Here is a 20,943-nt window from a genome sequence, read left to right on the forward strand (position 1 = left end):
TGCCGCGGGTGGCTTCCTGTTCGGCCAAGGCATCTGCATTTCGCTCATGGTCGCTGCAGTTCCAGTGGCGCTGATTTCTAGCCTGCATGCGTATCCTGTGCCATAGCCTGCAATAGAAGCTGAATCGCGTCGCCTAGTTTGGCCAATCCGATGAAGCCATCGGGCATGCGTACAGAACATTGTCTATGGCAGCCCCGTCCACAATGCTGCTCCATGTACGCCATCAAGACCGAAATCACCGATGCCGGCGCAGCGTCCTGGGTCTTCGAGGCTCAGAAGACGATGTATGGCGGCAAGCACATTGAAGCAGGCGACGAGATCTTCGTTTTCGCCAGCGAGAACGAAGGCGGCGCTGGCCTGATCGCTTTAGGAACGGTCGTGGCAGTTGAGCCGACGCCGAGAAGAGCCGGCATCGAGCGCCAGACGCCGAGGGTCAGCATCACCGTCGATCGGATGGCTCAGGCCCAGCGCAGCCTCGGAAGGGCTGAGTTGAAACTCTTCTGCGATTGGGATGACGGTCGCCCTGAAACCGAGTTGAACTTCAAGCTCTACCGGCAGGCCACCAACAAGATCGTGGGGCTGTCCCCAGAAACGGCGGCGTTCCTGCGCAGCTTGTTCTTCTAGCAAAGCCACGCACCGTGTAGGCAGGGGCTTAGGCAATTCGAATGGCCCTCGGTTCGCACCCTCCCCTGGGTTTGAACCAGGCGGGATTTGACCCCCTCACTCGCCTTGCTGCCCCGCCCCCGCACCCGGAATTGCCGCCGGGTCCATCCAGAACGCGCCCCACAGATGCCCGTCCGGGTCGGACAGATCACGGGCGTACATGAAACCCAAGTCTTGCACAGGGTTCACATCGGCCTTGCCGCCATGGGCTGCGGCGGCGATGTTCATGGCGTCGACGGCTTCGCGGCTGTCCAGTGACAGGTTCAGCATCGAGCCGGCTGTGCCGGCGGGCGGGAAGGGGCGGTCGGTGAAGCTGCGCCATTTGGCGTGCGTGAGCAGCATGACATGGATGGCCTCGCTCCAGACCATGGCCGTGCCGGCCTCGTCGCTGAACTACGGGTTGGGTTCAAAGCCCAGGGCTTGGTAGAAGGCGGTCGAAGCCGGGAGGTCCTGCACGGGCAGGCTGATGAAGATCATCTTTTGGGTGGTGGCCATGGATGGGGCGCTCCTGTGGGTGAGGTCGGTGGGCTTGCTGACTGACTGACTGACTGAATGAATGAACGAACGAACGAACGAACGATACGGCGCTCATCAGCCCTACGACGTTCCAGCATGGGCGGAATCGACAAGCACCGCGAGGGCTCGTAATTCAAACCCCACAAGAGCAGCTCTTCAGCGGGCTGCTGCCTGCGCCACCAGCTGCACCAGCAGGGCCGAGGAGGCCCGCGCCATGGGCCCGTCGGCCCGGCTGGTCAGGGCGATGGGCACGCGGGCGCCGAGCACGATGCCGGCCCCGGTGGCACCGGCCAGGTATTCGAGCTGCTTGGCCAGCATATTGCCGCTTTCCAGATCGGGCACGGCCAGAATGTCGGCCTGGCCGGCCACCGGCGAGGCAATGCCCTTGATGCGGGCCGCGTCGGCCGAGATGGCGTTGTCAAAGGCCAGCGGGCCATCGAGCACGCCGCCGCGGATCTGACCGCGGTCGGCCATCTTGCACAGCGCGGCCGCGTCCAGGGTCGAGGGGATGTTGGCGTTGACGGTCTCCACGGCCGAGAGCAGGGCCACATGGGGCTGTTCGACGCCGAGGATGCGGGCGAAGTCGATGGCGTTCTGCACGATGTCGCGTTTCTCGTCCAGGCTGGGTCGGATGTTGAGCGCGGCGTCGGTGATCAACAGGGGCTTGCGGTAGAGCGGCACATCGAAGCGGAACACATGGGACATGCGCCGCCCGGTGCGCAGCTCCTTGCGCGCCAGCACGGCGTGGATCAGCTCGTCGGTGTGCAGGCTGCCTTTCATCAGGCTGGCCACGGCGCCGCTGGCGGCGAGCTCGGCCGCATGCTCGGCGGCAGCGTGGCTGTGGGCCATGTGGACGATCTGCAAGCCGCCCAGGTCCAGCCCGCAGGCCTCGGCGACGGCGCGGATGCGCGCTTCGGGGCCGATCAGCACGGGCTCCAGCAGGCCCTGGCGCGCGGCATCGACGGCGCCGGTCAGCGAGGCCTCATCGCAGGGGTGAACCACGGCGCAGCGCACGGCTGGCATGCCCTGCCCCAGGGCCAGCAAGGCCTGGAAGCGCGCTTGCGGGTCGAAGAGATGGATCTCGGGCCGTGTGCGGCGCGGCAGGCGAATCTTCTCGGTGGGCGCCAGCACGCGCGCCAGGCCTTGCGCTACGCGATCGCCGCGCTGATTGAGCAGCTCGCAGGTCAGGTCCACGGCGCCGCGGCTGCGGTCCTTGGCCGTCACGGTCACGCTGACGCTCAAGGTGTCGCCGATGCGCACCGGCTGGATGAAGTGCAGGCTCTGGTCCAAGTAGCGGGTGCCGGCGCCCGGGAACTGGGTGCCCAGCAGGGCTGAGATCAAGGCGCCGCTCCACATGCCATGACCCACCGCCTCATGCATCAGCGGTGTGCCGGCCTCGCCGCTGTCCAGATGCGCGGGGTTGCTGTCGCCCGAGACCGCGGCAAAGGCCGCGATGTCCTGGGCGCTGAGCGTGCGCATCAGGCGGGCGCTCTGGCCAATCTGCAGTTCGTCAAAGGTCAGGTTTTCGACCAGGTCGGTGTCGGCGTTGTTCATGGCGGGCCCGCGCAGCAAGAAAGCACAAAGGACAGGAGGAACCAGTCCCATGGTCTGCGATGCGGATGGCAGGGGAATGACAGGGGCTGCAGTCGGCACGAAGCAGATTTCGGGTTTTGCTCGTGGGGCCCTGCAGCCCGTGCCGCCACCGGGCTCATGGTTCCGGGGTCGGCCCTGGCGGGCCGACTTCCCTGCGCTGCTCGCACCTCGGGGCTGGCGCATAACTCACTGCGCTCCCTGCGTTCGCTTCGTTCAAACAGAAGCGCCAAGTCAGAGTTTGAAGCGCACGCGTACGTGCGCGCCCCGAGGCACTGTGCTGCTCGGCCCGGCACAAATCGCCCGGCAGCGGCACGGGCTGCAGGGCGCTTGCATCGCGGTCGATGTGCCCCATCAACGGTGAAACACGCCACCTCCGGAGGTGACTCGGCCCGCCGACGGGCGATTTGTGCGCGGCCGAGGGCGCAGCGGAGCGGCTCAGGCGCGCGTACTCGCGCGCTTCAAGCGCTGACTCGGCGCCACTGTTTGACCACAGTGAGCGCAGCGAACGGAGGGAGTTTGGCGCCGCTGAGCCGGGCAGTGAGCACCGAGGGCAGTCGGCTCACAGAGCCGACCCGCGAACCATGAGCCCGGCGGCGGGGCGAGCCACCGCAGCGAGAACGACAAACCCAAGAGAGGTCGGCAATGTGCCGAAATCCGCCGCTCAGCCGCCACGGATTGGCAGGCGCAGATCGTCCAGGTAGTCGCGCTTGATGTCGACGCTGCTGCGTTGGCCCAGGTCTTTGAAATGCTGGCGCAGCCAGTCTTGCGCGTGGCTGCGGCCCAGGTCACGCAGCTGGTGGATGAGGCTGGCGCGGGTGGAGCTTTTGCTGGAGGCACTGAAGGCTTCGAGCGTTTCACCGCCGTCGATGCGGTGCATCAGCACATCTTTGTAGTGCGTCGGGTCCACCTTGCCCTCGGCCAGCAGGCGCTTGACGAAGTCGATGGCGCGCATCTCGGCGATCAGGGCGGCGTTGAAGCTGATCTCGTTGAGCCGGTCGAGGATCTGGGCGCTGCTGGTGGGCAGGGTTTCGCGTTCGATCGGGTTGATCTGCACCAGCACGATGTCACGGCCGCTGCATTGGTAGATCAGCGGGTGGATGGCCGGGTTGCCCGAGTAGCCACCGTCCCAGTAATGCTGACCGTCAATCTCGACGGCTTTGAACAGGGTGGGCAGGCAGGCCGAGGCCATCACCGCATCGACGCTGAGCCGGGTGCCCGAGAACACCTCGGCCTTGCCGTTGCTGACGCGGGTGGCGACGACAAAGACCTTGGGGGCCAGTCCAGGCCGGGCCAGGGCTTCGAAGTCGATGCGGCTGGCCACGAAGCTGCGCAGCGGGTTGATGTCAAAGGGGTTGACCTGGTAGGGCGAGACGGTGCTGGTCCAGAGCGCGCTCATGGCGTCGAGCCAGGGGGCGGCGGGCGAGCTGTCTTCGTCCACAGGGCCGAAGAGAAAGCCGAAGGGCGCGCGCTGGGCTTCGCCCAGGGCGCCCATGGCGATCACGCCGTCCCAGAAAGCGGCCAGCGATTCTCGGGCGGCATCGCGGCCATCGCCATGACCGTGCAAACGCGCTTGTGCAAAGCCGTGCGCCAGGGCCACGGCATTCATGGCGCCGGCGCTGGTGCCGCTGATGCCTTCGAAGCTCAGCCGGCCGTCCTCCAGCAGCGCGTCCAGCACACCCCAGGTGAAGGCACCATGCGAACCGCCGCCCTGCAGGGCGAGGTTGATCGGAGGCGGTGGCGGTGTGCTGGGCGTTCGGCTCATGCCTCAGTCGCCGAAGACGACCTTCTTCCTTTTGTTCACCCAGCTCTCCAGTTGCGGACCGTAGACCTCGTCGACGCGGTTGCGCTTGACCTTGAAGGTGGGGGTGATGAAGCCGTTGTCCACCGTCCAGGGCGTCTTGACGGCGACCAGGCAGTCCAGCTGCTCGTGCGGATCGAGCTGGCTGTTGACGGAGGCCAGGTGCTCGCTCAGCGACTGCACCAGGGCGGCCCGGTCGGTTTCGTTGGCGCTGTGTTCGATCGCGTTTTGCGACAGCATCACCACGCCGACGGGCTGGCCCATGTTCGCGCCGGTCACCACGCAGGCTTCCACGGCCGGGTGGGCACCCAGGCGGTCTTCGATCGGCGCGGGGGCCACGTATTTGCCCTTGCTGGTCTTGAACAAATCCTTGACCCGGCCCGTGATGCGCAAGCAGCCGCGGCCGTCGAACTGGCCTTTGTCGCCGGTGCGCAGCCAGCCGTCTTCGGTGAAGGCCTGGCGGGTCAACTCGGCTTCTTTGTAGTAGCCGCTCATGGTGGCCGGGGTGCGCACCAGCAGCTCGCCGCTGTCCGGGTCGAGGCGGGCTTCCACACCTTCAAAGGCCGGGCCCACGGTGCCGATCTGGTTTTGCCCGGGTACGGTGATGTGGGAAATGGCCAGGTTCTCCGTCATGCCATAGCCTTCGCAGATGGCCAGGCCGAGCTTGCGATACCACTCGAGCAAGGGCACGGGCATGGGCGCAGCACCGCCGGCGCAGACGCGTGCCTGGTCCAGGCCCAGGGCTTTGAGGATCTTGCGTCGCACCAGACCGCCAATCAGGGGCAGGCTGAGCAGCAGGTCCAGCTTCTTCTGCGGCATCTTGGCCTGGATGCCTTGCTGGAACTTCACCCACAGACGCGGCACCGAGAAGAAGATGGTCGGACGGGCACGTTGCAAATCGAGCGTGAAGGTGTCCAGGCTTTCAGCGAAATAGACCGCAAAGCCGGTACGCAGCCAGCCATGCTCGATCAGCACGCGCTCGACCACATGGGCCAGGGGCAGGTAGGACAGCAGGCGATCCTCCGGGCCCATGGGGATGCGCTTGAGGGCGGTGCTCATGGCCCAGGCGAAATTGCCAAAGCTGTGCATCACGCCCTTGGGTGCGCCGGTGGTGCCCGAGGTGTAGATCAGGGTGGCCAGGTCTTCGGCCGCGCGCACCGGCTCGCCTTGCAGCGGCGCCGTGCGGGCGCAGATGGCATCCCAGCCCTCGTAGGACTTCTTGGCATCATCGGGCGACAGCGGGTAGCTGATGCAGGGCATGGTGGCCGGCACGCCGGGCTTCATGCCTTCCCAGCCATCGAGCTTGCCGATGAAGCAGGCGCGGGCCTCGCTGTGCTCAAGAATCTGGCGGATGGTGTCGGGCGCCAGGGTCGGGTAAAGCGGCACCGAGACATAGCCGGCCATCCAGATGGCCAGATCGCTGAACAGCCACCAGGCACAGTTCTTGGACAGGATGGCGACCTTGGCGCCGGGCTCCCAGCCTTGGTCCTGGCCCAGGGCTTGGAGGTGGGCGGCCATGCGCCGCACCTGGTCGCCTACTTGGGCCCAGGTGAACTCTTGCGTCTGGCCCTGGCCCATGGGCTGGGTCAGCGTGACGCGTTCGGCTTGGGTTCGCTCCAGCAGGTAGAAACGCTGCAGGGCCAGGTGGTCGGTGGGGATGGCGGGCATGGGCGGGTGTCTCCTGTTTTTCGGACGGCGGAACGCGCAGCCGTCGGCATGTTTGAATGCCCAGGCTACGCAGTACCGCCTTAGCAGCCTAGCGGGTTTTCGCGCGAAATGCGCGTTTCAGGGACAGCTCTCTATTCGCCAGCAGGGTCAGGCCGCGTCGGCCGCCTGCAGGGCCAGCAGGGCGGCGCTCAGTGCCGCCTCATCCACACCCTCGCCACGCTGCACCGGGGCTTCGGCCAGGGCCGCGGCGCCTTCACGCTTGAGCCGTGCCACCCACTGGCCGGCATCGCGGCCGCCGGCGAAGGCGGCGCTTTGCAGCAAGACCTGACCCTCGGCGCTGACCAGCTTGAAGTAGAACTGGCCGTCGGCCTCGCGGTATTGCTTGAACACCGGCAGGGCCGCCTTGGCGGCCTTGGCCGTGTCCACCACCTGCGCGGCCACGGCATTGAAGCGGCGCAGGCCCACGGCCTCGCGGGCGCGGGCCAGCAGCGGGCCGGCGATGGTGCGGGCCTTTTCGGCACCTTGCTGCAGGATCTCCTCGATGCGCTCGGGGTGGGCCATCAAGGCCTCGTAGCGTGCACGCATGGGGGCGATCTCGGCCTCGATCAGCTCGAACAGCTGCTGCTTGGCCTCGCCCCAGGCCAGGCCGGCGCGCAGGGCGGCGCGGAAATCGGCGCGCTGCTGCGGTGTGGCGAAGGCGTCGTAAATCGTCACCAGGGCCTGGCCTTCGGGTTCCTTGGGTTCGCCGGGTAGGCGGCTGTCGGTGACGATGCGGGCGATCGCGTCCTTCAGGCCTTTGCTGCCGCCTTCGAACAGCGGGATGCTGTTGTCATAGCTCTTGCTCATCTTGCGGCCGTCCAGGCCGGGCAAGAGGGCCACGTCTTCCTCGACATTGGCCTCGGGCAGGACGAAGAACTCCTCGCTCTGATCAGGCGCAGGGCCGCCCCAAGCCTGATCAGACACCCCCTCGGGGGGCAGCCGGCGCTGTGCGTCGGCGTGGGGGCGTCGCTTGCCGAATTGGTGGTTGAAGCGCTGCGCCACATCGCGCGCCATCTCGATGTGCTGCACCTGGTCCTTGCCGACCGGCACGCGGTGGGCGTTGAAGATCAGGATGTCGGCCGCCATCAGGATGGGGTAGCTGTACAGGCCCATGGTGATGCCGGCGTCCGGGTCTTCGCCGGCCGCCACATTGGCATCCACCGCGGCCTTGTAGGCATGGGCGCGGTTCATCTGACCCTTGGAGGTGATGCAGGTCAGCAGCCAGGTCAGCTCGGGGATCTCGGGGATGTCGCTCTGGCGGTAGAAGGTGACGCGCGAGGTGTCCAGGCCGGCGGCCAGCCAGACGGCGGCAATCTCCAGGCGCGAGCGGTTGATGCGCTCGGGCTCGTCGCATTTGATCAGGGCGTGGTAATCCGCCATGAAGAAAAAGCTCTCCACCCCAGCCTCGCGGCTGGCGGCGATGGCCGGGCGGATGGCGCCGACGTAGTTGCCGAGGTGCAGGGTGCCGGTGGTGGTGATGCCGGTCAGGACGCGCTGGGTCATGGTGTGTGCGGAGATGTCGGTGAGCAGCCAGGGCAACAGGCCCTCGCAAGGTCTTGAGCGCTTATTGTCACTGCAAGCTAGCATCGGGGCTCGTGTCGCCACAGCCGCCCCTGTCTTGCCCGGGGGTCGAATGCCTGTCTCTCATGACTTCGCTGATGCTGATCGGATCCGGGTTGAACGCGATGCTGGGCATCGCGTTGCTGCTGCTGTGGCGGCAGGACCCGCGTTTCGTGCATGTGCGGCTCTGGGGCTACAGCTGGATTCTGCTGTCCACCGGCCTGACCCTGGGCATCGCCCTGGCGCCCGAGCAATCGCTGACCTGGCAGGACGATCTCCAGGCCCTGGCCGCCTCCTGCAGCATCATGGGCTCGCTGATGTTGCTGGTGGCGGGGGCCCGGGTCTACCGCAACCTCAGCTGGCCGCGCAAGTTCTGGCTTCCGGCCTTCGTGCTGATGATGGTCAGCGTGGCCTCGCTGGCGCGCGTGGACCATCGCCATGCCGTGCTGCTGGCGACGGTCTATCTGGTGACCGGTTCCTGGGCCTGCGCCTGGTGGATGGGCCAGGGCGGCAATGCCGGCGAGCGCTTTGTTGCGCTCTGCTTCGTGGCCGTGGGCCTGGTTCATGGCAGCAGCCCCATGCTGCATCCGCTGGGCCGCTCGAACATCACCCACACCCTGGGCCTGTTTGTGCAGACCACCTTGTCGCTGGGCCTGATCCTGCTGTCGGTGGCCCGCGCCCATGCCGAGACGCGGCGCCAGAACGAGCGCTTCACCCAGCTGACCCAGCATTCCCTGCAGGGCCTGGTGGTGCTGCAGGACCACCGCGCCGTCTATGCCAACCCGGCGGCCATGAGCATGTTCGGCTATCAGCCGGGCGAGGCAGCGGTGCTGCTGCAGCGGCCGGTGGAGGTGCTGTCCGAGCTGGTGCCCATGGAGCAGCAGGCCAGCGCCCGCGAGCGCCATGCCCGGGTGCTGGCCGATCCGCAGGCCCGCATCGAATGGGAGGCCACCCGGCTCACCCGCGAGGGCCAGCTCATCCATGTGCGCGGTCTGTCCAGCCATCTGGAGTGGGATGGCGCGCCGGCCGAGCTGCTGGTGATGGTCGATGACAGCTCGCGCCAGCGCGCCGTCGACGCCCTGCGCCGCCAGGCCCTGCACGACGAGCTGACCGATCTGCCCAACCGCAACTTTGCCGTTGCCCGCCTGCGCGAGCTGACGCGCACCGGCGGGGCGCCCTTCGCGCTGATCTCGGCCGATGTCGACCGCTTCCAGCTGATCAACGAGAGCCTGGGCCATGCCGTCGGCGACGCCTTGCTGCACGCGGTGGCGCGCCGCCTGTGCCGCCAGCTGCCGGTGCAGGCCATGCTGATGCGCCTGGGCGAGGACCAGTTCCTGGTGCTGCTGGAGGAGGTGGCCGAGCGCCGCGAGGTGCAGCCGGTGCTGGACCAGATCCTGCAGTTGCTCGAGCAGCCCTTCGAGGTGGACGGTGAGGCCTTGTTCGTGCATCTGTCCATGGGCGTGGCCCGCTTCCCCGAGGACGGCGAGGATGTGGACAGCCTGCTGCGCGCCGCCGATTCGGCCATGCACCGCGCCAAGCAGCGCGCGGGCAGCGCCTGCGAGTTCTTTGAGCCGCGCATGAATGTGCGTTCGCGGGCGCGGCTGGAGGCCGAGCAATCGCTGGGCCGGGCCATTGTCGAGCGCGAGTTCCTGCTCGAGTACCAGCCCAAGTTCCGCGCCGACAGCCGCAAGCTCTGCGGCTTCGAGGCCCTGGTGCGCTGGGAGCGCCCGGGCCTGGGCCGGGTCAGCCCGGCCGATTTCGTGCCCGCCGCCGAGCGCACCGGCCAGATCAGCGCCCTGGGCCAGCTCATCATCGACACCGCCACCCAGCAGCTGCGCGACTGGCTGGACCGCTGGGGCCTGCTGGTGCCGGTGGCCGTCAATGTCTCGCCCCTGCAGTTCGACGACATCGGCTTTGCTGACCGCCTGCTGGCTCGTCTGGACGAGCTGGGCCTGCCGCACCAGAGCCTGGAGATCGAGATCACCGAAACCGCCGCCATCGGCCACCTGGGCCGCGTGTTGCCCCAGCTGCAGCGCCTGCGCAAGGCCGGCGTGCTGTGCAGCATGGACGACTTCGGCACCGGCCAAAGCTCGCTGACCATGCTGCGCCAGCTGCCCATCAGCACCATGAAGCTGGACCGCAGCATGATCGACCCCCTGCCCGAGCCCCAGGCCAGCGCCATCGTCAAGGCCACGTGCGCGCTCGGCCGCTCGTTGAGCCTGGAGGTGGTGGCCGAGGGCGTGGAAAACGAGCAGCAGGCCCAGGCGGCCCGCGAGCTCGGTTGCACGCAGCTGCAGGGTTATCACCTCAGCCGGCCGCTCGGGGCCGTGGCGGCGGGCGAGCTGCTGGGGCGCAGCTTGGCTTGAAAGATAGATAGAAAGAAGTAAGTGAAGCGCGCCGTTCAGCCGCGCGCCGACTCGATGCCCACCCAGCCGAGTTCCGTGTAGCGCGAACCGGCCACGCTGCCCGGCGCGAAGAGGCGGTTCAGCGTGTCAACCTGGGCCGGGTCCAGATGGATCTGGCCGGCGGTCCAGTTGCTGAGCAGGTGCTTCTGCCGCCGCGTGCCGGGGATGACCAGGGTGTGAGGTTGCTGGTGCAGCACCCAGGCCAGGGCCAGCTGGGCGGCGCTGTGGCCCCAGTCGGCCGCCAGGGCGGCCAGGCGCTCGGCCAGCTGGCGGTTGTGCTCACCGGCTTCGCCGTTGAAGCGCGGCAGGGCACGGCGGAAGTCATCGGGGGCCAGGTCTTGCGTGGCCGGCAGCTGGGCGCTGAGCAAGGCGCGGCCCAGCGGGCTGTAGGCGACAAAGGCCACGCCCAGCTCGGCGGTCACGGCCAGCATGGCCTGCTCGGCGCTGCGTTCCCAGAGCGAGTATTCGTTCTGCAACGCCGCCACCGGCAGCACCGCATGGGCGCGGCGCAGCGTCTCTTCGCTGACCTCGGACAGGCCCACGGCGCCGATCCTGCCCTCGGCCTTGAGGTCGGCCAGGGTCAGCATCAGCTCTTCGATCGGCACGGCCGGGTCGCGGCGGTGCACATAGAACAGCTCGATGCGCTCCAGTCCCAGGCGCTGCAGCGAGGCCTCGCAGGCGGCGCGGGCGTAGGCGGCGGAGTTGTCGATGTGGCGCTCGTAGGTGCCCGGTGGGCGTTTGATGCCGAACTTGCTGGCCACCAGCATCTCCGCCCGCTGCGCCGGGCTCAGCTCGGCCAGGAATCGGCCGAGCAGGTGCTCGTTGTGGCCGGAGCCGTAGGTGTCGGCGGTATCGAGGTGGCGCACGCCGAGCTCTCGGGCGGCATGCAGGGTGGCCAGCGACTCGGCGTCGTCGACGGCGCCGTAAAACTCGCTCATGCCCATCAGGCCGAGGCCGATGGCGGGGATGTCGCGGCCGGCCAGGCGGCGCTGCAAGGGCGTTGTGGAATGGCTGTTCATGCGGTGGAGCTCCCGGTGGGCGGTGGATCGAGGTCTGCATGGTGGCGGCCGGCCCCGGCCTTCACAAGCCGCCGCCGGCCGCACGGGCTGTGCAGCCCTGCTTCACAATCGCGCGGTGTTTGGGGAAGCTCTTCATCCATCGGCCCGGCCCCTGAGAGCGCGGTCTCGGGCGGCCTGCGGTGTTGCACTTCTCGCCAATAGCCAGGGCTATTGGCTTCAAACTGCGCCTTGCAGCCCACCCCGATCCGCACCACATGGACTCGCCCCGATTGATGCAGAGCTTCCCTCGCGAAACCGAACTCCAAACCCTGCGTGTCTTTGCCGCCGTGGCCGAGGCGCGCAGCTACCGCCGCGCGGCCCGGCAGCTGGGTCTTTCGCCCTCGGCTGTCAGCCAGGCCATGCGTCGCTTGGAGGCCCAGCTGGGCGTGGCCTTGCTCAACCGCAGCACCCGCAGCGTGGCGTTGACGGCGGCCGGCGAGCGCCTGCTGGCCGGCGCCCTGCCCGCCATGCGCAGCCTGGAGCGGGCACTGGACAGCGTGGTGCAGCTGAGCGGGCGGGTGTCCGGCAGCCTGCGCCTCAGCGTGCCGCGCAGCGCGGCGCGGCTCTTGATGACCCCTTTGTTGGCGCGTTATGTCGCAGCCCACCCGCAGGTGCAGGTGGAGCTCTGCACCCAGGATGGCCTGGTCGACATCGTCGAGCAGGGCTTTGATGCCGGCGTGCGATTTGCCGAGCGTTTGCCGGCCGACATGGTGGCGGTGCCACTCGGGGGTGCGCAGCGTTTCATCGCGGTGGCCTCACCTGAGTTCTTGCAACGCCACCCGGCACCGCAGCAGCCGCAGGACCTGCTCGCCCTGCCCTGCGTGCGCCAGCGCTTCGCCAGTGGCGCACTGTTCCGCTGGAGTTTTCTTGAACATGCGGCCGGCTGTCGCTGCGCTGGCCCTGCTTGCGCGCGAGCGGGCCTGACGACCGATCTCGACGTGCCGGGCCCGCTGACCGTCGACGACCAGGCCGTGGCCCTGCAAGCGGCGCTGGACGGGGCCGGTGTGGCTTATGTCTACGAACTGGCAGCTGCACCCTTGCTGCACAACGCCCAGCTGATCGAACTGCTGGCCGGCTGGTGCCCGCCGGGCACCGGCTTCGCGCTCTACTACCCGGGCCGGCTTCAGACCAGCCCGGCCTTGCGCGCCTTGATCGAGCTCATCCAGACGCCGCCACTCGCGTGGCCCGCGCCGCTCAAGCCTGCATTGACTTGAGGGACCTTGCCCGGGTGTCGCCACGGCGCTGGCGTGCCAGCAGGGCCAGCATCAGCAGGCCGGCCAGCAGCATGGCCGAACTGGCGGCTTCGGGCACGGGCGTGAGCAGATAGCCCAGGCCATTCTGGTCGCTGACCAGCAGTTGGCCGGCATCGTTCAAGCCCCAGACATCGTTCAGGTACAGGCCTTCGCCCACGTTGACCAGGCTGTTCAGGTCCACCATGCCCTGGCCGTTGGCGCCGGTGATGAAGGCGTGGCCTGCGATGTACGAGGCGCCATCGGTGCCGTTGAACAGATTGCCGGCCACGATGCCCGTGTTGTTGATGACGCTGGCCTGGCTGTGCACCCAGCCCAAGGTACCGAGGTCGCTCATGCCCTGGGCGCCGGCACCGGTGATGAAGGCATGCAGGCTGCCATCGGCCACGCGCGAGGTGCCCGCCACCTGGGCGATCTGATTGAGGGCCAGGGCCGAGCTGCTGAAGCCACCCAGGGTTCCCAGATCGGTGATGGTGGCGCCGTTCAGGCCCCAGATCACGGCATGGACGCTGCCATCGCTGAGGCCTGAGTTGCCGACGATCAGGCCGCTGCCGTTGATGGCTTGGGCACTGCTGGTGTTGCCGCCCAGGGTGAGCAGGCGCTCTGCTTCGGTGCTGTTGGCCTGCCAGCGCAAGGCCTGGAACTTGGTGCTGCCGCTGCCGTCGCGGCCCATGCCGATCACGGTGCCGCTGTCATTGATGCCGCGGGCTGTCGTCACATTGCCGCCGATGCCGCCGAGCAGGCGGGCGTTCTGACCTTGGGCGTCGGTCACGAAGGCTTCAACCCGGCTCGGATTCATGCCGGTGATCACTTCTCCAGCGATCTGGCCTGAGAAGTTGATCGCGTTGCCGGTGGCGTCACCCGGCAGCTGGGTCATGGCCACCAAGCTTTGGCCATTGGGGCCGGTGAGGAAGGCCTGGTAGATGCCGTTGTTGTCCAACAGGCTGCCGCTGACCTGGCCGCGTGCGTTCAGCGCATAGGTGAAGGCGCCGTTCTGGCTGAGGGACTGAACCTGGTAGCTCTGCGCCTGAGCCTGGCCGCTGCAGAGCAGGCCGGCACCGAGGGCCAGCAAGGTGATCAAGGGCAGGGCGCGACGCAGGCGCGACAGGGCGCTGGAGGGGCGAGCCGAAAGCAGTGTGGTCATGAGCAGCAGGCGCAGATCAGCGACCGGACCGACGAATTGCTGCGGGTGGATGGGGGCGCTGCCCACGCCAGAGTTGAATTGGCGATGGCCGCGATTCTCAGCACGCCCAGCTTGTGCGTCGCTCGGTGCTATCCCTGCGTGTTGCGCACAAACTCCCCCGGTTTGAGGGGGGGAGCACCGGTGTGTCGCAGCCTCAGCGCGCCATCACCTCACCCAGCCGCACCGCGCTGCCGCGCTGGCCCAGGCTTTCGCCTTGCCAGGTCGTGTTGAACTGCAGGCCCTGGCTGGCGGGGAACAGCATCACCACGGTGGAGCCGAGCAGGAAACGGCCCAGTTCATCGCCTTTCTTGAGGCTGACCTGGCCAGGGGCATAACTCCATTCGCGCACGGTGCCCGGGCGCGGCGGGTTGACCACGCCGTGCCAGCTGGTGGCCATGCTGCCGACGATGGTGGCGCCGACCAGCACCATCACCCAGGGCCCTTGTTCGCCTTCGAAGACGCAGACCACGCGTTCGTTGCGGGCGAACAGGCCCGGCACGCCGCGGGCTGTGACTGGGTTGACCGAGAACAGATCACCGGGCACGTGGATCATGCGCGTCAGGCGACCGTCGCAGGGCATGTGGATGCGGTGGTAGTCCTTGGGGCTGAGGTAGATGTTGGCGAAGTGGCCGTCGCGGAACTGGGCGGCCAGGCTGGCGTCGCCGCCGACCAGGGCGGTGCAGCTGAAATTATGGCCCTTGGCTTGGAAGATCTGCTCGCCGCGGATGCGGCCGAACTGGCTGATCGCGCCGTCCACCGGGCAGATCAGGGGGGCGTCGGCCAGGGGGCGGGCGCCGGGCTTGAGCGCCCGGGTGAAGAACTCGTTGAAGCTCGGGTAGGCGGCGATGTCGGGGTTGGCCGCCTCGGCCATATTGACTTGGTAGCGGGCCACGAAGCGCCGGATGATGGCCGTGGTCAGCCCGCCCATGCGTGCGCCGGCGACCCAGCCGGCAAAGCGTGTCAGTGCCTGCTTGGGCAGCAGGTGTTGCAGCAGCACGGCGTGGCGTTCGGACAGGGCCATCAAGGATTCCGGTGAGAAAGAAAGGCGGCCGATTGTAGCGAGCGGGTCTGCTGCGAAGCGGGTGGCAACTGGGTGTGCCGGTCTATACAAAACGTATACGTTTCGCATAAAATGTCGGCATGGGAATCGTCAAAATTTCAGATCCGATGCATGAGAGCCTGCGCATTGCCAGCCAGGCTTTGTCGCGCTCCATCAACGCCCAGGCCGAGCATTGGATGCGCATCGGCCTGCTGTCCGAGCTCTACCCGGACCTCGACCACCGCGAGATCTGCCGTCTGCTGATCCGCGCCGAGCAGGCCGGTGGCCTGGACCTGGCCAGCGCCGCCGCCGGCCAGTTGGAGGCAGCACCGGCGGCCGCGCCTCGCGGGGCACGATCGGCCGGTCATCACAGCAAGGGCATGCAATGAACGGCCGCGTCAAGATCCGCACGGCGGAAGAGATTGCCAAGGCGCGCGAGTCGGGCCGACTGGCCGCCCAGGTGTTGCAGATGATCACGCCCCATGTTCAGCCAGGCGTCAGCACCGACGAGCTGGACCGCATCTGCCGCGAGTACATCGTCGATGAGCTCGGTGTCACCCCGGCCAATATCGGCTATCACGGCTACCCCAAGACCCTGTGCAGCTCGGTCAACGAGGTGGTCTGCCACGGCATCCCTTCGCCGACCAAGATCCTCAAAGAGGGCGACATCGTCAATCTCGACGTGGCCCTGATCAAGGACGGCTGGTTCGGCGACACCAGCCGCATGTATTTCGTCGGCCACCCCAAGCCGGCCGCGCGCCGCCTGGTGCAGGTGACCTATGAAGCCCTGCGTGCCGGCATCCGCAAGGTGCGGCCCGGCGCCACCCTGGGCGATATCGGCCACGCCATCCAGAGCGTGGCCCATCAGGCCGGCTACAGCGTGGTGCGCGAGTATGGCGGCCATGGCATCGGCGACATCTATCACGACCAGCCTCACGTCAACCACTTCGGCAAGCCCGGCGAGGGCTTGACGCTGCAGGCCGGCATGATCTTCACCATCGAGCCCATGATCAACGCCGGCAAGCGCGGCGTGAAAGAGCTCTCGGACGGCTGGACCGTGGTCACGCAAGACCGCTCGCTCTCGGCGCAGTGGGAGCATATGGTGCTGGTCACCGAGACCGGCTTCGATCTGCTGACCGCCTGGCCCGAGGGCACGGGCGACTACCCAGCGATTGCCTGAGCGTCTGCCGCCTCCGCGGGCGGGCTGCGCCGGCCCGCATGGAGCCGGTGCCGGCGGCGCAGTTCCTGCAGCAGGGGCAGTAGTTCTTCGCTGGGCTGCGGGTTCTGGCGCTGGTAGCGGCGCCCGCCGTCTTCGCGGCTCAGCAACTTCATGTCCACCAGTTCGCGGCGCAGGGTGCAGTGGTCACCAAAGCAGTGCTGGGCCTGGAGCAAGGCGTTGACCTCGCCCTCGGTGTAGATGCGGCGGCTGTCGAAATGCAGCCACAAACCCCAGATGGCCAGGCGCTGGACCTGATGCCGGCTGGGCCAGCGGGCCAGGCGCCCTTGCTCGTCGAACTGGCGCAGCGCGCGGTCGGCCAGCTCGCTCAGGCCCGGATGGCGTGGGCCGCGTGCCGGTGCGATCGGCGCCGATGGCATGGGCTGCACCGAGCTGGCTGCCGGCTTCAAGCTGGCCTGCGCACGCAAGGCCTGCAAATTGCGATGGCCGGCGGCGCGCGCCAGCATATTGAGCAGGCTCAGGTGTGAGGGTGCCTGCGGCGTGCTGGCCAGATGGCTGTCCAGCTGTTGGCGCAGGGATTTGGCCAGGGCCGAGAGGTCCTCGGCATGGAAAGGAATGGCAAGACGGGTCATGGCGTGAAAGTCTCCACAGCGCGCGCGCATGAGCTGCTCGGCTTCAGGCTGAACAGTGCTGGTGCTTGCCGACTTCCAGACGAGCGCACGCAGGGGTGAGGATGATCACGGCCTGGGTCTGTGCTTCTGGTGCCAATGGCAGGTTTAGCTCGCGGGGATGCCGCGCGGCAAGGCCTGGGTGTGCTGCCGACCCGGGGCCGCAGTATAGGTGTGGCGCAGGCGGCCGGGTACCATGGCGGCTTCGCGCCACGCGCCTGTTTTGCCTGCCCAGCCAGTTCTTCGCCATGGAAATCTATCTCGACGCCAATGCCACCACGCCCGTGTTGCCGCAGGCCAAGGCGGCGGCCATCCAGGCCATGGTGGAGGACTACGGCAACCCCAGCAGCGTGCACAGCACCGGCCTCAAGGCTCGTGCCCTGATCGATGGCGTGCGTGCCCGCGCTCAGCGCCTGCTGGACACCGGCGCCGGCCAGCTGCTCTTTGTCAGCGGCGCGACCGAAGGCATCCAGACGGCCGTGCTGTCCGCCCTGCACGCCCTGCGCGCGCGCCGCGAAGCCGGTCAGGCCATCGGCAGCCAGCTGCTCTACGGAGCCACCGAGCACAAGGCTGTGCCCGAGGCGCTCAAGCACTGGAACGCCGTGCTGGGCCTGAACCTGGCGATCCGCGCCATCCCGGTGGACACGCAGGGCCGCCATGATCTGGAGTTCTTGCAGCGTGAGGCGCCCGAGGCCGGCCTGGTCTGCACCATGGCCGCCAACAACGAAACCGGCGTCATCAGCGATCTGACCGGCATCGAAGCCGCCCTCAATGCCAGCGGCAGCAGCGCGTTCTGGATGGTGGATGGCGTGCAGGCCCTGGGCAAGCTGGTGCTGCGCCTGAGCCAGAGCCGCATCGATTACGCGCCTTTCTCCGGCCACAAGCTCTATGCGCCCAAGGGCATTGGCCTGCTCTACGTGCGCGCCGGTGCGCCCTTCACGCCGCTGATGGCTGGCGGCGGCCAGGAGGGGGCGCTGCGTTCGGGCACCGAGAACATGTCCGGCATCGCCGCCCTGGGTGCGGTGCTGGAAGCTTTGGAAGACAAGGAAGACAAGGAGGGCAAGACCTTCCGCAGCCATGCCGAGATGAGCGGTTTCCGCACCCGCCTGGCGGCTGCGCTGGAGCAGGCCTTCCCTGGCCTGGTCTACAACGCGCCGCTGGTGCAGAGCCTGCCCACCACCCTCAATTTCTCGGTGCCGGGCCTGAGCTCGCGCCTGCTGCAGGACCTGTTCGACGCGGCCGATGTGCGCGTCAGCGGCGGTTCGGCCTGCAGTGCGGCCAAGGCCGCGCCGAGCTTTGTGCTGCAGGCCATGGGCCTGCCCGATTGGCAAGCTGCCGGTGCCGTGCGCCTGTCCATCGGCCCAGCCGTGGATGAGGCCTTCATCACCGAAGCCTGTGCCCGCATCGAGGCCTGCGGTGAGTCGCTGCGCCGCAACTGCATGAGCCCGAGCGACAACCTGCCGACGGTCGGCCAGGGCGTCAGCCGCTTCATGCTGGAAGGTGCCTGCTGCTATGTGCTGGCCGATGCGGCCGTGCAGCGCTGCGTGCTGATCGACCCGCAGCCCGAGCAGGTCAGCCGCCTGGCCCAGGTGCTGCGCTGCCAGAACTACCCGGTCACCGCCGTGCTCAGCAGCGATGGCGCCGCGGCCCACGGCGAGGCACGGGCCCTGCTGGCGGCCGAGCTGCCCGATCTGCTCGCCGCATCGGCGGAGGTCGATGCGCTGGGCTGGCCCTTGACGCAGACGGAGCTGGAGTTGGGCGCCAAGCGCTTGCGCCGGCAGTTGCTGGAAGGCGGGGGTCAGGCCTTGCTGCTCAGCGAAGGTGGGCAGGGACAAGCCTGCTGTCTGGCCTTTGTGGCGCCGCAGCACGCCCAGGCCTTGGGCGAGCAGATCGGTGCTCAGACCCTGATCGCACCGCCCAGCGACGAAGCCCAGCTGCTGGCCAGCAACGTGGCCCTGGAGCGCGGTGAGGCCGTGGCGGCGCCGCTGCTGCAGCTCTCGGGCACGCAGCTGCAGCAGTTTGTCGACGCCCATCCGGATGCGCTGCTGATCGATGTGCGCGAGCCCTACGAGCAGTTTCTGAGCCAGACGCCCGAGCTGGCCGGAGTGGCTTTGCAGGCCATGCCCTTGTCCCGCTTTCTCAATGCCATTCCCGGCTGGCTGGCCGAGCAGCGCCCCTTGCTGTTCTTCTGCCGCAGTGGTAACCGCAGCCGCCAGGCGGCGCAGGCCCTGGCCCGCCTCGGCCACAGCCAGGCCTGGACGCTCAGCGGCGGCCTGGCCCTCTTGCCCGACGCGCCCGTACGCGCCGCGGCGGCCGACCCGGCTCTGCTGGTCTGAGGACGGGGCTTGATGAGCGTGATGAACGAGCCACATGTCCATTCCTCCTTCTACCGCTTCGTGGCTCTGGCCGAGCCGGAAGCGGTGGCCGCGCGGCTGCGCGAACTGAGCGGGCCCGAGACCGGAATCGGCGGCAACATCCTGGTTGCGGCCGAGGGCATCAGCGGCGCCATCGCTGCGCCGGCCGCCGCCCTGGCGGCGTTTGAGCAAGCGCTGCAGCAGGATGCGTTGTTTGGCGGCGCCTTCGCGGGCATGGCCTTCAAGCACAGCGCCTGCACCACGCGGCCTTTCACCTTGATCAAGGTGCATTGCAAGCCCGAGATCGTCGCCTTCGGCGTGCCCGGCGTCAGCGGCCTGCCCGACCCGGAGCTGCCCGACACCCATGTCTCTCCGCAGCGCTGGCGCGAGTTGCTCAACGAGCCCGATGTGCTGGTGCTGGACAACCGCAACAGCTTTGAATACCGGCTGGGCCGTTTCAAGAATGCGGTCGACCCCGAGGTCGCGCATTTCCGCGATTTCCCGGCCTATGTGGCCGCTCACGCCGAAGCCTGGAAGGCCGAGGGCAAGCGCATCGCCATGTACTGCACCGGCGGCATCCGCTGCGAGAAGACCAGCGCCTGGATGCAAAGCCAGGGCCTGGAGGTCTACCAACTGGACGGCGGCATCGTCAGCTATTTCGAGCAGATGCCCGATGCTGCGGCCGATTGGCAGGGCGAGTGTTTTGTCTTCGACAAGCGCATGGCCATCGACACGCGCCTGCAGGAAACCGCCACCACGGCCGAGCAGGTCTATGGCGATGACCCCAAGCAAGCCTGGCGCCTCGCGCGTGCGCGCCGGCTCGACCCGGGCGCCTGACCCGACATAAAGGACGGTGAGATGCGGCAATTTGTACTTCTGCTGGGGCTCGGGCTGCTGCTGTACATCGGCTGGCAGCTGCTGGCGCCCGCTCGCCGCCAGTCTCTGTTGAGCCTGGCTTCGCGCCATGCCTGGCGCCTGGGCGTGTTGTTCCTGGGCTTGCTGGCCCTGCTGCTGCTGGCCTATTTCTATCCTCCCATCCACTTGCTCTGAAAGCTCTCCATGAAGCGTTTTGTCCGGACTTTTGGCCTGATCGGCCTGTGCGCCTTGATGAGTGCCTGCAGCCAGATCGACACCGGCAACGTCGGTGTCGAGCGTACGCTGGGCAAGGTGGGCGCCGAGTCCTTGCCGCCCGGCGTCTACTTCACCCTGTTCAAGTCAGTGGATGAGTTCACCACCAAGGAAGTCAGCTTCTCGCTCTACGACATGACGCCCAAGAGCCGGGACAACCTGACCATGAAGGATGTGGACCTGGACATCTACTTCAAGACCACGCCCAGCGCCGTGCCCGGCTTGTATGTGAAGTACCAGGGTGATGTGGTCAAGCATGGCGACATCGTCAAGGGCGGCACCAAGGATCTGGTGATCGCCTTCAGCCGCGTGTCGCGCGAGGCGCGCGAGGCCGTCTACAAAGCCATCGCCCAGCTGGATGCCACCACCATGCACACCAAGCGCACCGAGCTGGCCGAGATGGTGCGCTCCGAGTTGCAAAAAGAGCTCGATGCCAATGACAAGGGGGCTTTTGTCATCACCGCGGTCAATGTCCGCAACCTGCTGACCGACCCCGCCATCGAGGCGGCCATTCGCCAGCGCGCCGAGACCGATCAGGCGATCGAGAAGAAGCGCAAGGAGATCGAACTGGCCAAGGCCGAGGCCGAGCGCCTGATCGTGCAGGCTGAGGGCGAGGCGCGTGCCAATCGCATCGTCAGCGAATCGCTGACCCCGGCCTTGAAAGAGATCAAGCTGGCTGAGATCCACCGCGACACGGCCATTGCCGTGGCGGGCAAGGCCGGCAACACCGTGCTGATGAGTCCGGGCGCCCAGCCCCTGGTGCCGGTGCGCTGAGCCCCGCCGGGGTTTTTGCCAGGGCAACGATAATCGGGCTCACCGCTTCGGTGCCCCTGCGATCCTTTCT

19 protein-coding genes are annotated in these 20,943 nt (G+C 67.6%); 9 read left to right on the plus strand and 10 right to left on the minus strand.

Annotation, left to right across the window (positions count from 1 at the left end; all coding sequences use genetic code 11):
• Positions 1–213 precede the first annotated feature (213 nt).
• The gene (locus OOB33_RS04765; RefSeq protein WP_271007867.1) at positions 214–624 is read left to right on the plus strand and encodes a hypothetical protein; all 411 of its coding nucleotides are present in this window, start codon (positions 214–216) and stop codon (positions 622–624) included.
• Positions 625–720: 96 nt separating this feature from the next.
• On the opposite strand, the gene OOB33_RS04770 is transcribed toward OOB33_RS04765, so the two are convergent.
• The 6 genes from OOB33_RS04770 to trpS all read right to left on the minus strand — a co-directional run bounded on the left by OOB33_RS04770 (position 721) and on the right by trpS (position 7,780).
• The gene (locus OOB33_RS04770) at positions 721–1,032 is read right to left on the minus strand and encodes a VOC family protein (RefSeq protein WP_333780315.1); all 312 of its coding nucleotides are present in this window, start codon (positions 1,030–1,032) and stop codon (positions 721–723) included.
• A gap of 24 nt (positions 1,033–1,056) precedes the next feature.
• Positions 1,057–1,158: a VOC family protein gene (locus OOB33_RS24515; RefSeq protein WP_442952989.1), complete on the minus strand. Its 102-nt coding sequence runs from the start codon at positions 1,156–1,158 to the stop codon at positions 1,057–1,059.
• Between the two features lie 177 nt (positions 1,159–1,335).
• A complete protein-coding gene (locus OOB33_RS04775) occupies positions 1,336–2,733 on the minus strand; it encodes a bifunctional enoyl-CoA hydratase/phosphate acetyltransferase (RefSeq protein ID WP_271007868.1) in 1,398 nt (465 codons plus the stop codon).
• Positions 2,734–3,433: 700 nt separating this feature from the next.
• Positions 3,434–4,534, minus strand: coding sequence for a patatin-like phospholipase family protein (locus OOB33_RS04780; RefSeq protein ID WP_102768688.1), 1,101 nt, complete (start codon positions 4,532–4,534; stop codon positions 3,434–3,436).
• Between the two features lie 3 nt (positions 4,535–4,537).
• Entirely contained in the window at positions 4,538–6,238 is a 1,701-nt protein-coding gene (locus OOB33_RS04785) for an AMP-binding protein (RefSeq protein WP_102768687.1), read from the minus strand.
• Positions 6,239–6,385: 147 nt separating this feature from the next.
• Positions 6,386–7,780: a tryptophan--tRNA ligase gene (trpS, locus tag OOB33_RS04790; RefSeq protein WP_271007869.1), complete on the minus strand. Its 1,395-nt coding sequence runs from the start codon at positions 7,778–7,780 to the stop codon at positions 6,386–6,388.
• A 155-nt stretch (positions 7,781–7,935) separates the two neighbouring features.
• Between trpS and OOB33_RS04795 the strand changes: the two genes are divergently transcribed.
• Positions 7,936–10,203, plus strand: coding sequence for a putative bifunctional diguanylate cyclase/phosphodiesterase (locus tag OOB33_RS04795; RefSeq protein WP_271007870.1), 2,268 nt, complete (start codon positions 7,936–7,938; stop codon positions 10,201–10,203).
• A 35-nt stretch (positions 10,204–10,238) separates the two neighbouring features.
• On the opposite strand, the gene OOB33_RS04800 is transcribed toward OOB33_RS04795, so the two are convergent.
• Entirely contained in the window at positions 10,239–11,261 is a 1,023-nt protein-coding gene (locus tag OOB33_RS04800; RefSeq protein WP_271007871.1) for an aldo/keto reductase, read from the minus strand.
• A gap of 254 nt (positions 11,262–11,515) precedes the next feature.
• Here OOB33_RS04800 and OOB33_RS04805 point away from each other — a divergent pair, with 254 nt between their 5' ends.
• On the plus strand, positions 11,516–12,514 hold the full coding sequence (locus tag OOB33_RS04805; RefSeq protein ID WP_271007872.1) for a LysR family transcriptional regulator: 999 nt from the start codon (positions 11,516–11,518) through the stop codon (positions 12,512–12,514).
• On the opposite strand, the gene OOB33_RS04810 is transcribed toward OOB33_RS04805, so the two are convergent.
• A complete protein-coding gene (locus OOB33_RS04810; RefSeq protein ID WP_271007873.1) occupies positions 12,495–13,694 on the minus strand; it encodes a hypothetical protein in 1,200 nt (399 codons plus the stop codon). The two genes, OOB33_RS04805 and OOB33_RS04810, sit on opposite strands and share 20 nt — an antisense overlap.
• Before the next feature lie 193 nt (positions 13,695–13,887).
• Entirely contained in the window at positions 13,888–14,748 is an 861-nt protein-coding gene (gene asd, locus OOB33_RS04815; protein WP_271010015.1) for an archaetidylserine decarboxylase, read from the minus strand.
• Between the two features lie 125 nt (positions 14,749–14,873).
• Between asd and OOB33_RS04820 the strand changes: the two genes are divergently transcribed.
• Positions 14,874–15,161, plus strand: coding sequence for a ParD-like family protein (locus OOB33_RS04820; RefSeq protein ID WP_271007874.1), 288 nt, complete (start codon positions 14,874–14,876; stop codon positions 15,159–15,161).
• A complete protein-coding gene (gene map, locus OOB33_RS04825; protein WP_263561698.1) occupies positions 15,158–15,952 on the plus strand; it encodes a type I methionyl aminopeptidase in 795 nt (264 codons plus the stop codon). The genes OOB33_RS04820 and map overlap by 4 nt, the downstream gene beginning before the upstream one ends.
• On the opposite strand, the gene OOB33_RS04830 is transcribed toward map, so the two are convergent.
• Positions 15,934–16,581 (minus strand): DUF2087 domain-containing protein, encoded by a 648-nt coding sequence (locus tag OOB33_RS04830; RefSeq protein ID WP_271007875.1) that lies wholly within the window; start codon positions 16,579–16,581, stop codon positions 15,934–15,936. The two genes, map and OOB33_RS04830, sit on opposite strands and share 19 nt — an antisense overlap.
• A gap of 284 nt (positions 16,582–16,865) precedes the next feature.
• Between OOB33_RS04830 and OOB33_RS04835 the strand changes: the two genes are divergently transcribed.
• The 4 genes from OOB33_RS04835 to OOB33_RS04850 are packed head-to-tail and all read left to right on the plus strand — an operon-like array spanning position 16,866 to position 20,873.
• Positions 16,866–18,953, plus strand: coding sequence for an aminotransferase class V-fold PLP-dependent enzyme (locus OOB33_RS04835; protein WP_271007876.1), 2,088 nt, complete (start codon positions 16,866–16,868; stop codon positions 18,951–18,953).
• Positions 18,954–18,974: 21 nt separating this feature from the next.
• Positions 18,975–19,808, plus strand: coding sequence for an oxygen-dependent tRNA uridine(34) hydroxylase TrhO (gene trhO / locus OOB33_RS04840; protein ID WP_243392816.1), 834 nt, complete (start codon positions 18,975–18,977; stop codon positions 19,806–19,808).
• Between the two features lie 21 nt (positions 19,809–19,829).
• Positions 19,830–20,021 carry a hypothetical protein gene (locus OOB33_RS04845; RefSeq protein ID WP_102768677.1) on the plus strand — a complete coding sequence of 64 codons (192 nt, stop codon included), beginning with the start codon at positions 19,830–19,832 and terminating at the stop codon, positions 20,019–20,021.
• Positions 20,022–20,030: 9 nt separating this feature from the next.
• The gene (locus OOB33_RS04850) at positions 20,031–20,873 is read left to right on the plus strand and encodes an SPFH domain-containing protein (RefSeq protein ID WP_102768676.1); all 843 of its coding nucleotides are present in this window, start codon (positions 20,031–20,033) and stop codon (positions 20,871–20,873) included.
• Positions 20,874–20,943 lie beyond the last annotated feature (70 nt).

The organism is Paucibacter sp. B51 (genome assembly GCF_027863535.1).
GTDB lineage: Bacteria > Pseudomonadota > Gammaproteobacteria > Burkholderiales > Burkholderiaceae_C > Paucibacter_A > Paucibacter_A aquatilis.

Bases quoted from the DNA above. Each gene is read 5' to 3' on its own strand.
- OOB33_RS04765 (WP_271007867.1), top strand. From the start codon at position 214: ATGTACGCCATCAAGACCGAAATCACCGATGCCGGCGCAGCGTCCTGG.
- OOB33_RS04770 (WP_333780315.1), bottom strand. From the start codon at position 1,032: ATGGTCTGGAGCGAGGCCATCCATGTCATGCTGCTCACGCACGCCAAA.
- OOB33_RS24515 (WP_442952989.1), bottom strand. From the start codon at position 1,158: ATGGCCACCACCCAAAAGATGATCTTCATCAGCCTGCCCGTGCAGGAC.
- OOB33_RS04775 (WP_271007868.1), bottom strand. From the start codon at position 2,733: ATGAACAACGCCGACACCGACCTGGTCGAAAACCTGACCTTTGACGAA.
- OOB33_RS04780 (WP_102768688.1), bottom strand. From the start codon at position 4,534: ATGAGCCGAACGCCCAGCACACCGCCACCGCCTCCGATCAACCTCGCC.
- OOB33_RS04785 (WP_102768687.1), bottom strand. From the start codon at position 6,238: ATGCCCGCCATCCCCACCGACCACCTGGCCCTGCAGCGTTTCTACCTG.
- trpS (WP_271007869.1), bottom strand. From the start codon at position 7,780: ATGACCCAGCGCGTCCTGACCGGCATCACCACCACCGGCACCCTGCAC.
- OOB33_RS04795 (WP_271007870.1), top strand. From the start codon at position 7,936: ATGCTGATCGGATCCGGGTTGAACGCGATGCTGGGCATCGCGTTGCTG.
- OOB33_RS04800 (WP_271007871.1), bottom strand. From the start codon at position 11,261: ATGAACAGCCATTCCACAACGCCCTTGCAGCGCCGCCTGGCCGGCCGC.
- OOB33_RS04805 (WP_271007872.1), top strand. From the start codon at position 11,516: ATGGACTCGCCCCGATTGATGCAGAGCTTCCCTCGCGAAACCGAACTC.
- OOB33_RS04810 (WP_271007873.1), bottom strand. From the start codon at position 13,694: ATGACCACACTGCTTTCGGCTCGCCCCTCCAGCGCCCTGTCGCGCCTG.
- OOB33_RS04820 (WP_271007874.1), top strand. From the start codon at position 14,874: ATGGGAATCGTCAAAATTTCAGATCCGATGCATGAGAGCCTGCGCATT.
- map (WP_263561698.1), top strand. From the start codon at position 15,158: ATGAACGGCCGCGTCAAGATCCGCACGGCGGAAGAGATTGCCAAGGCG.
- OOB33_RS04830 (WP_271007875.1), bottom strand. From the start codon at position 16,581: ATGACCCGTCTTGCCATTCCTTTCCATGCCGAGGACCTCTCGGCCCTG.
- OOB33_RS04835 (WP_271007876.1), top strand. From the start codon at position 16,866: ATGGAAATCTATCTCGACGCCAATGCCACCACGCCCGTGTTGCCGCAG.
- trhO (WP_243392816.1), top strand. From the start codon at position 18,975: ATGAACGAGCCACATGTCCATTCCTCCTTCTACCGCTTCGTGGCTCTG.
- OOB33_RS04845 (WP_102768677.1), top strand. From the start codon at position 19,830: ATGCGGCAATTTGTACTTCTGCTGGGGCTCGGGCTGCTGCTGTACATC.
- OOB33_RS04850 (WP_102768676.1), top strand. From the start codon at position 20,031: ATGAAGCGTTTTGTCCGGACTTTTGGCCTGATCGGCCTGTGCGCCTTG.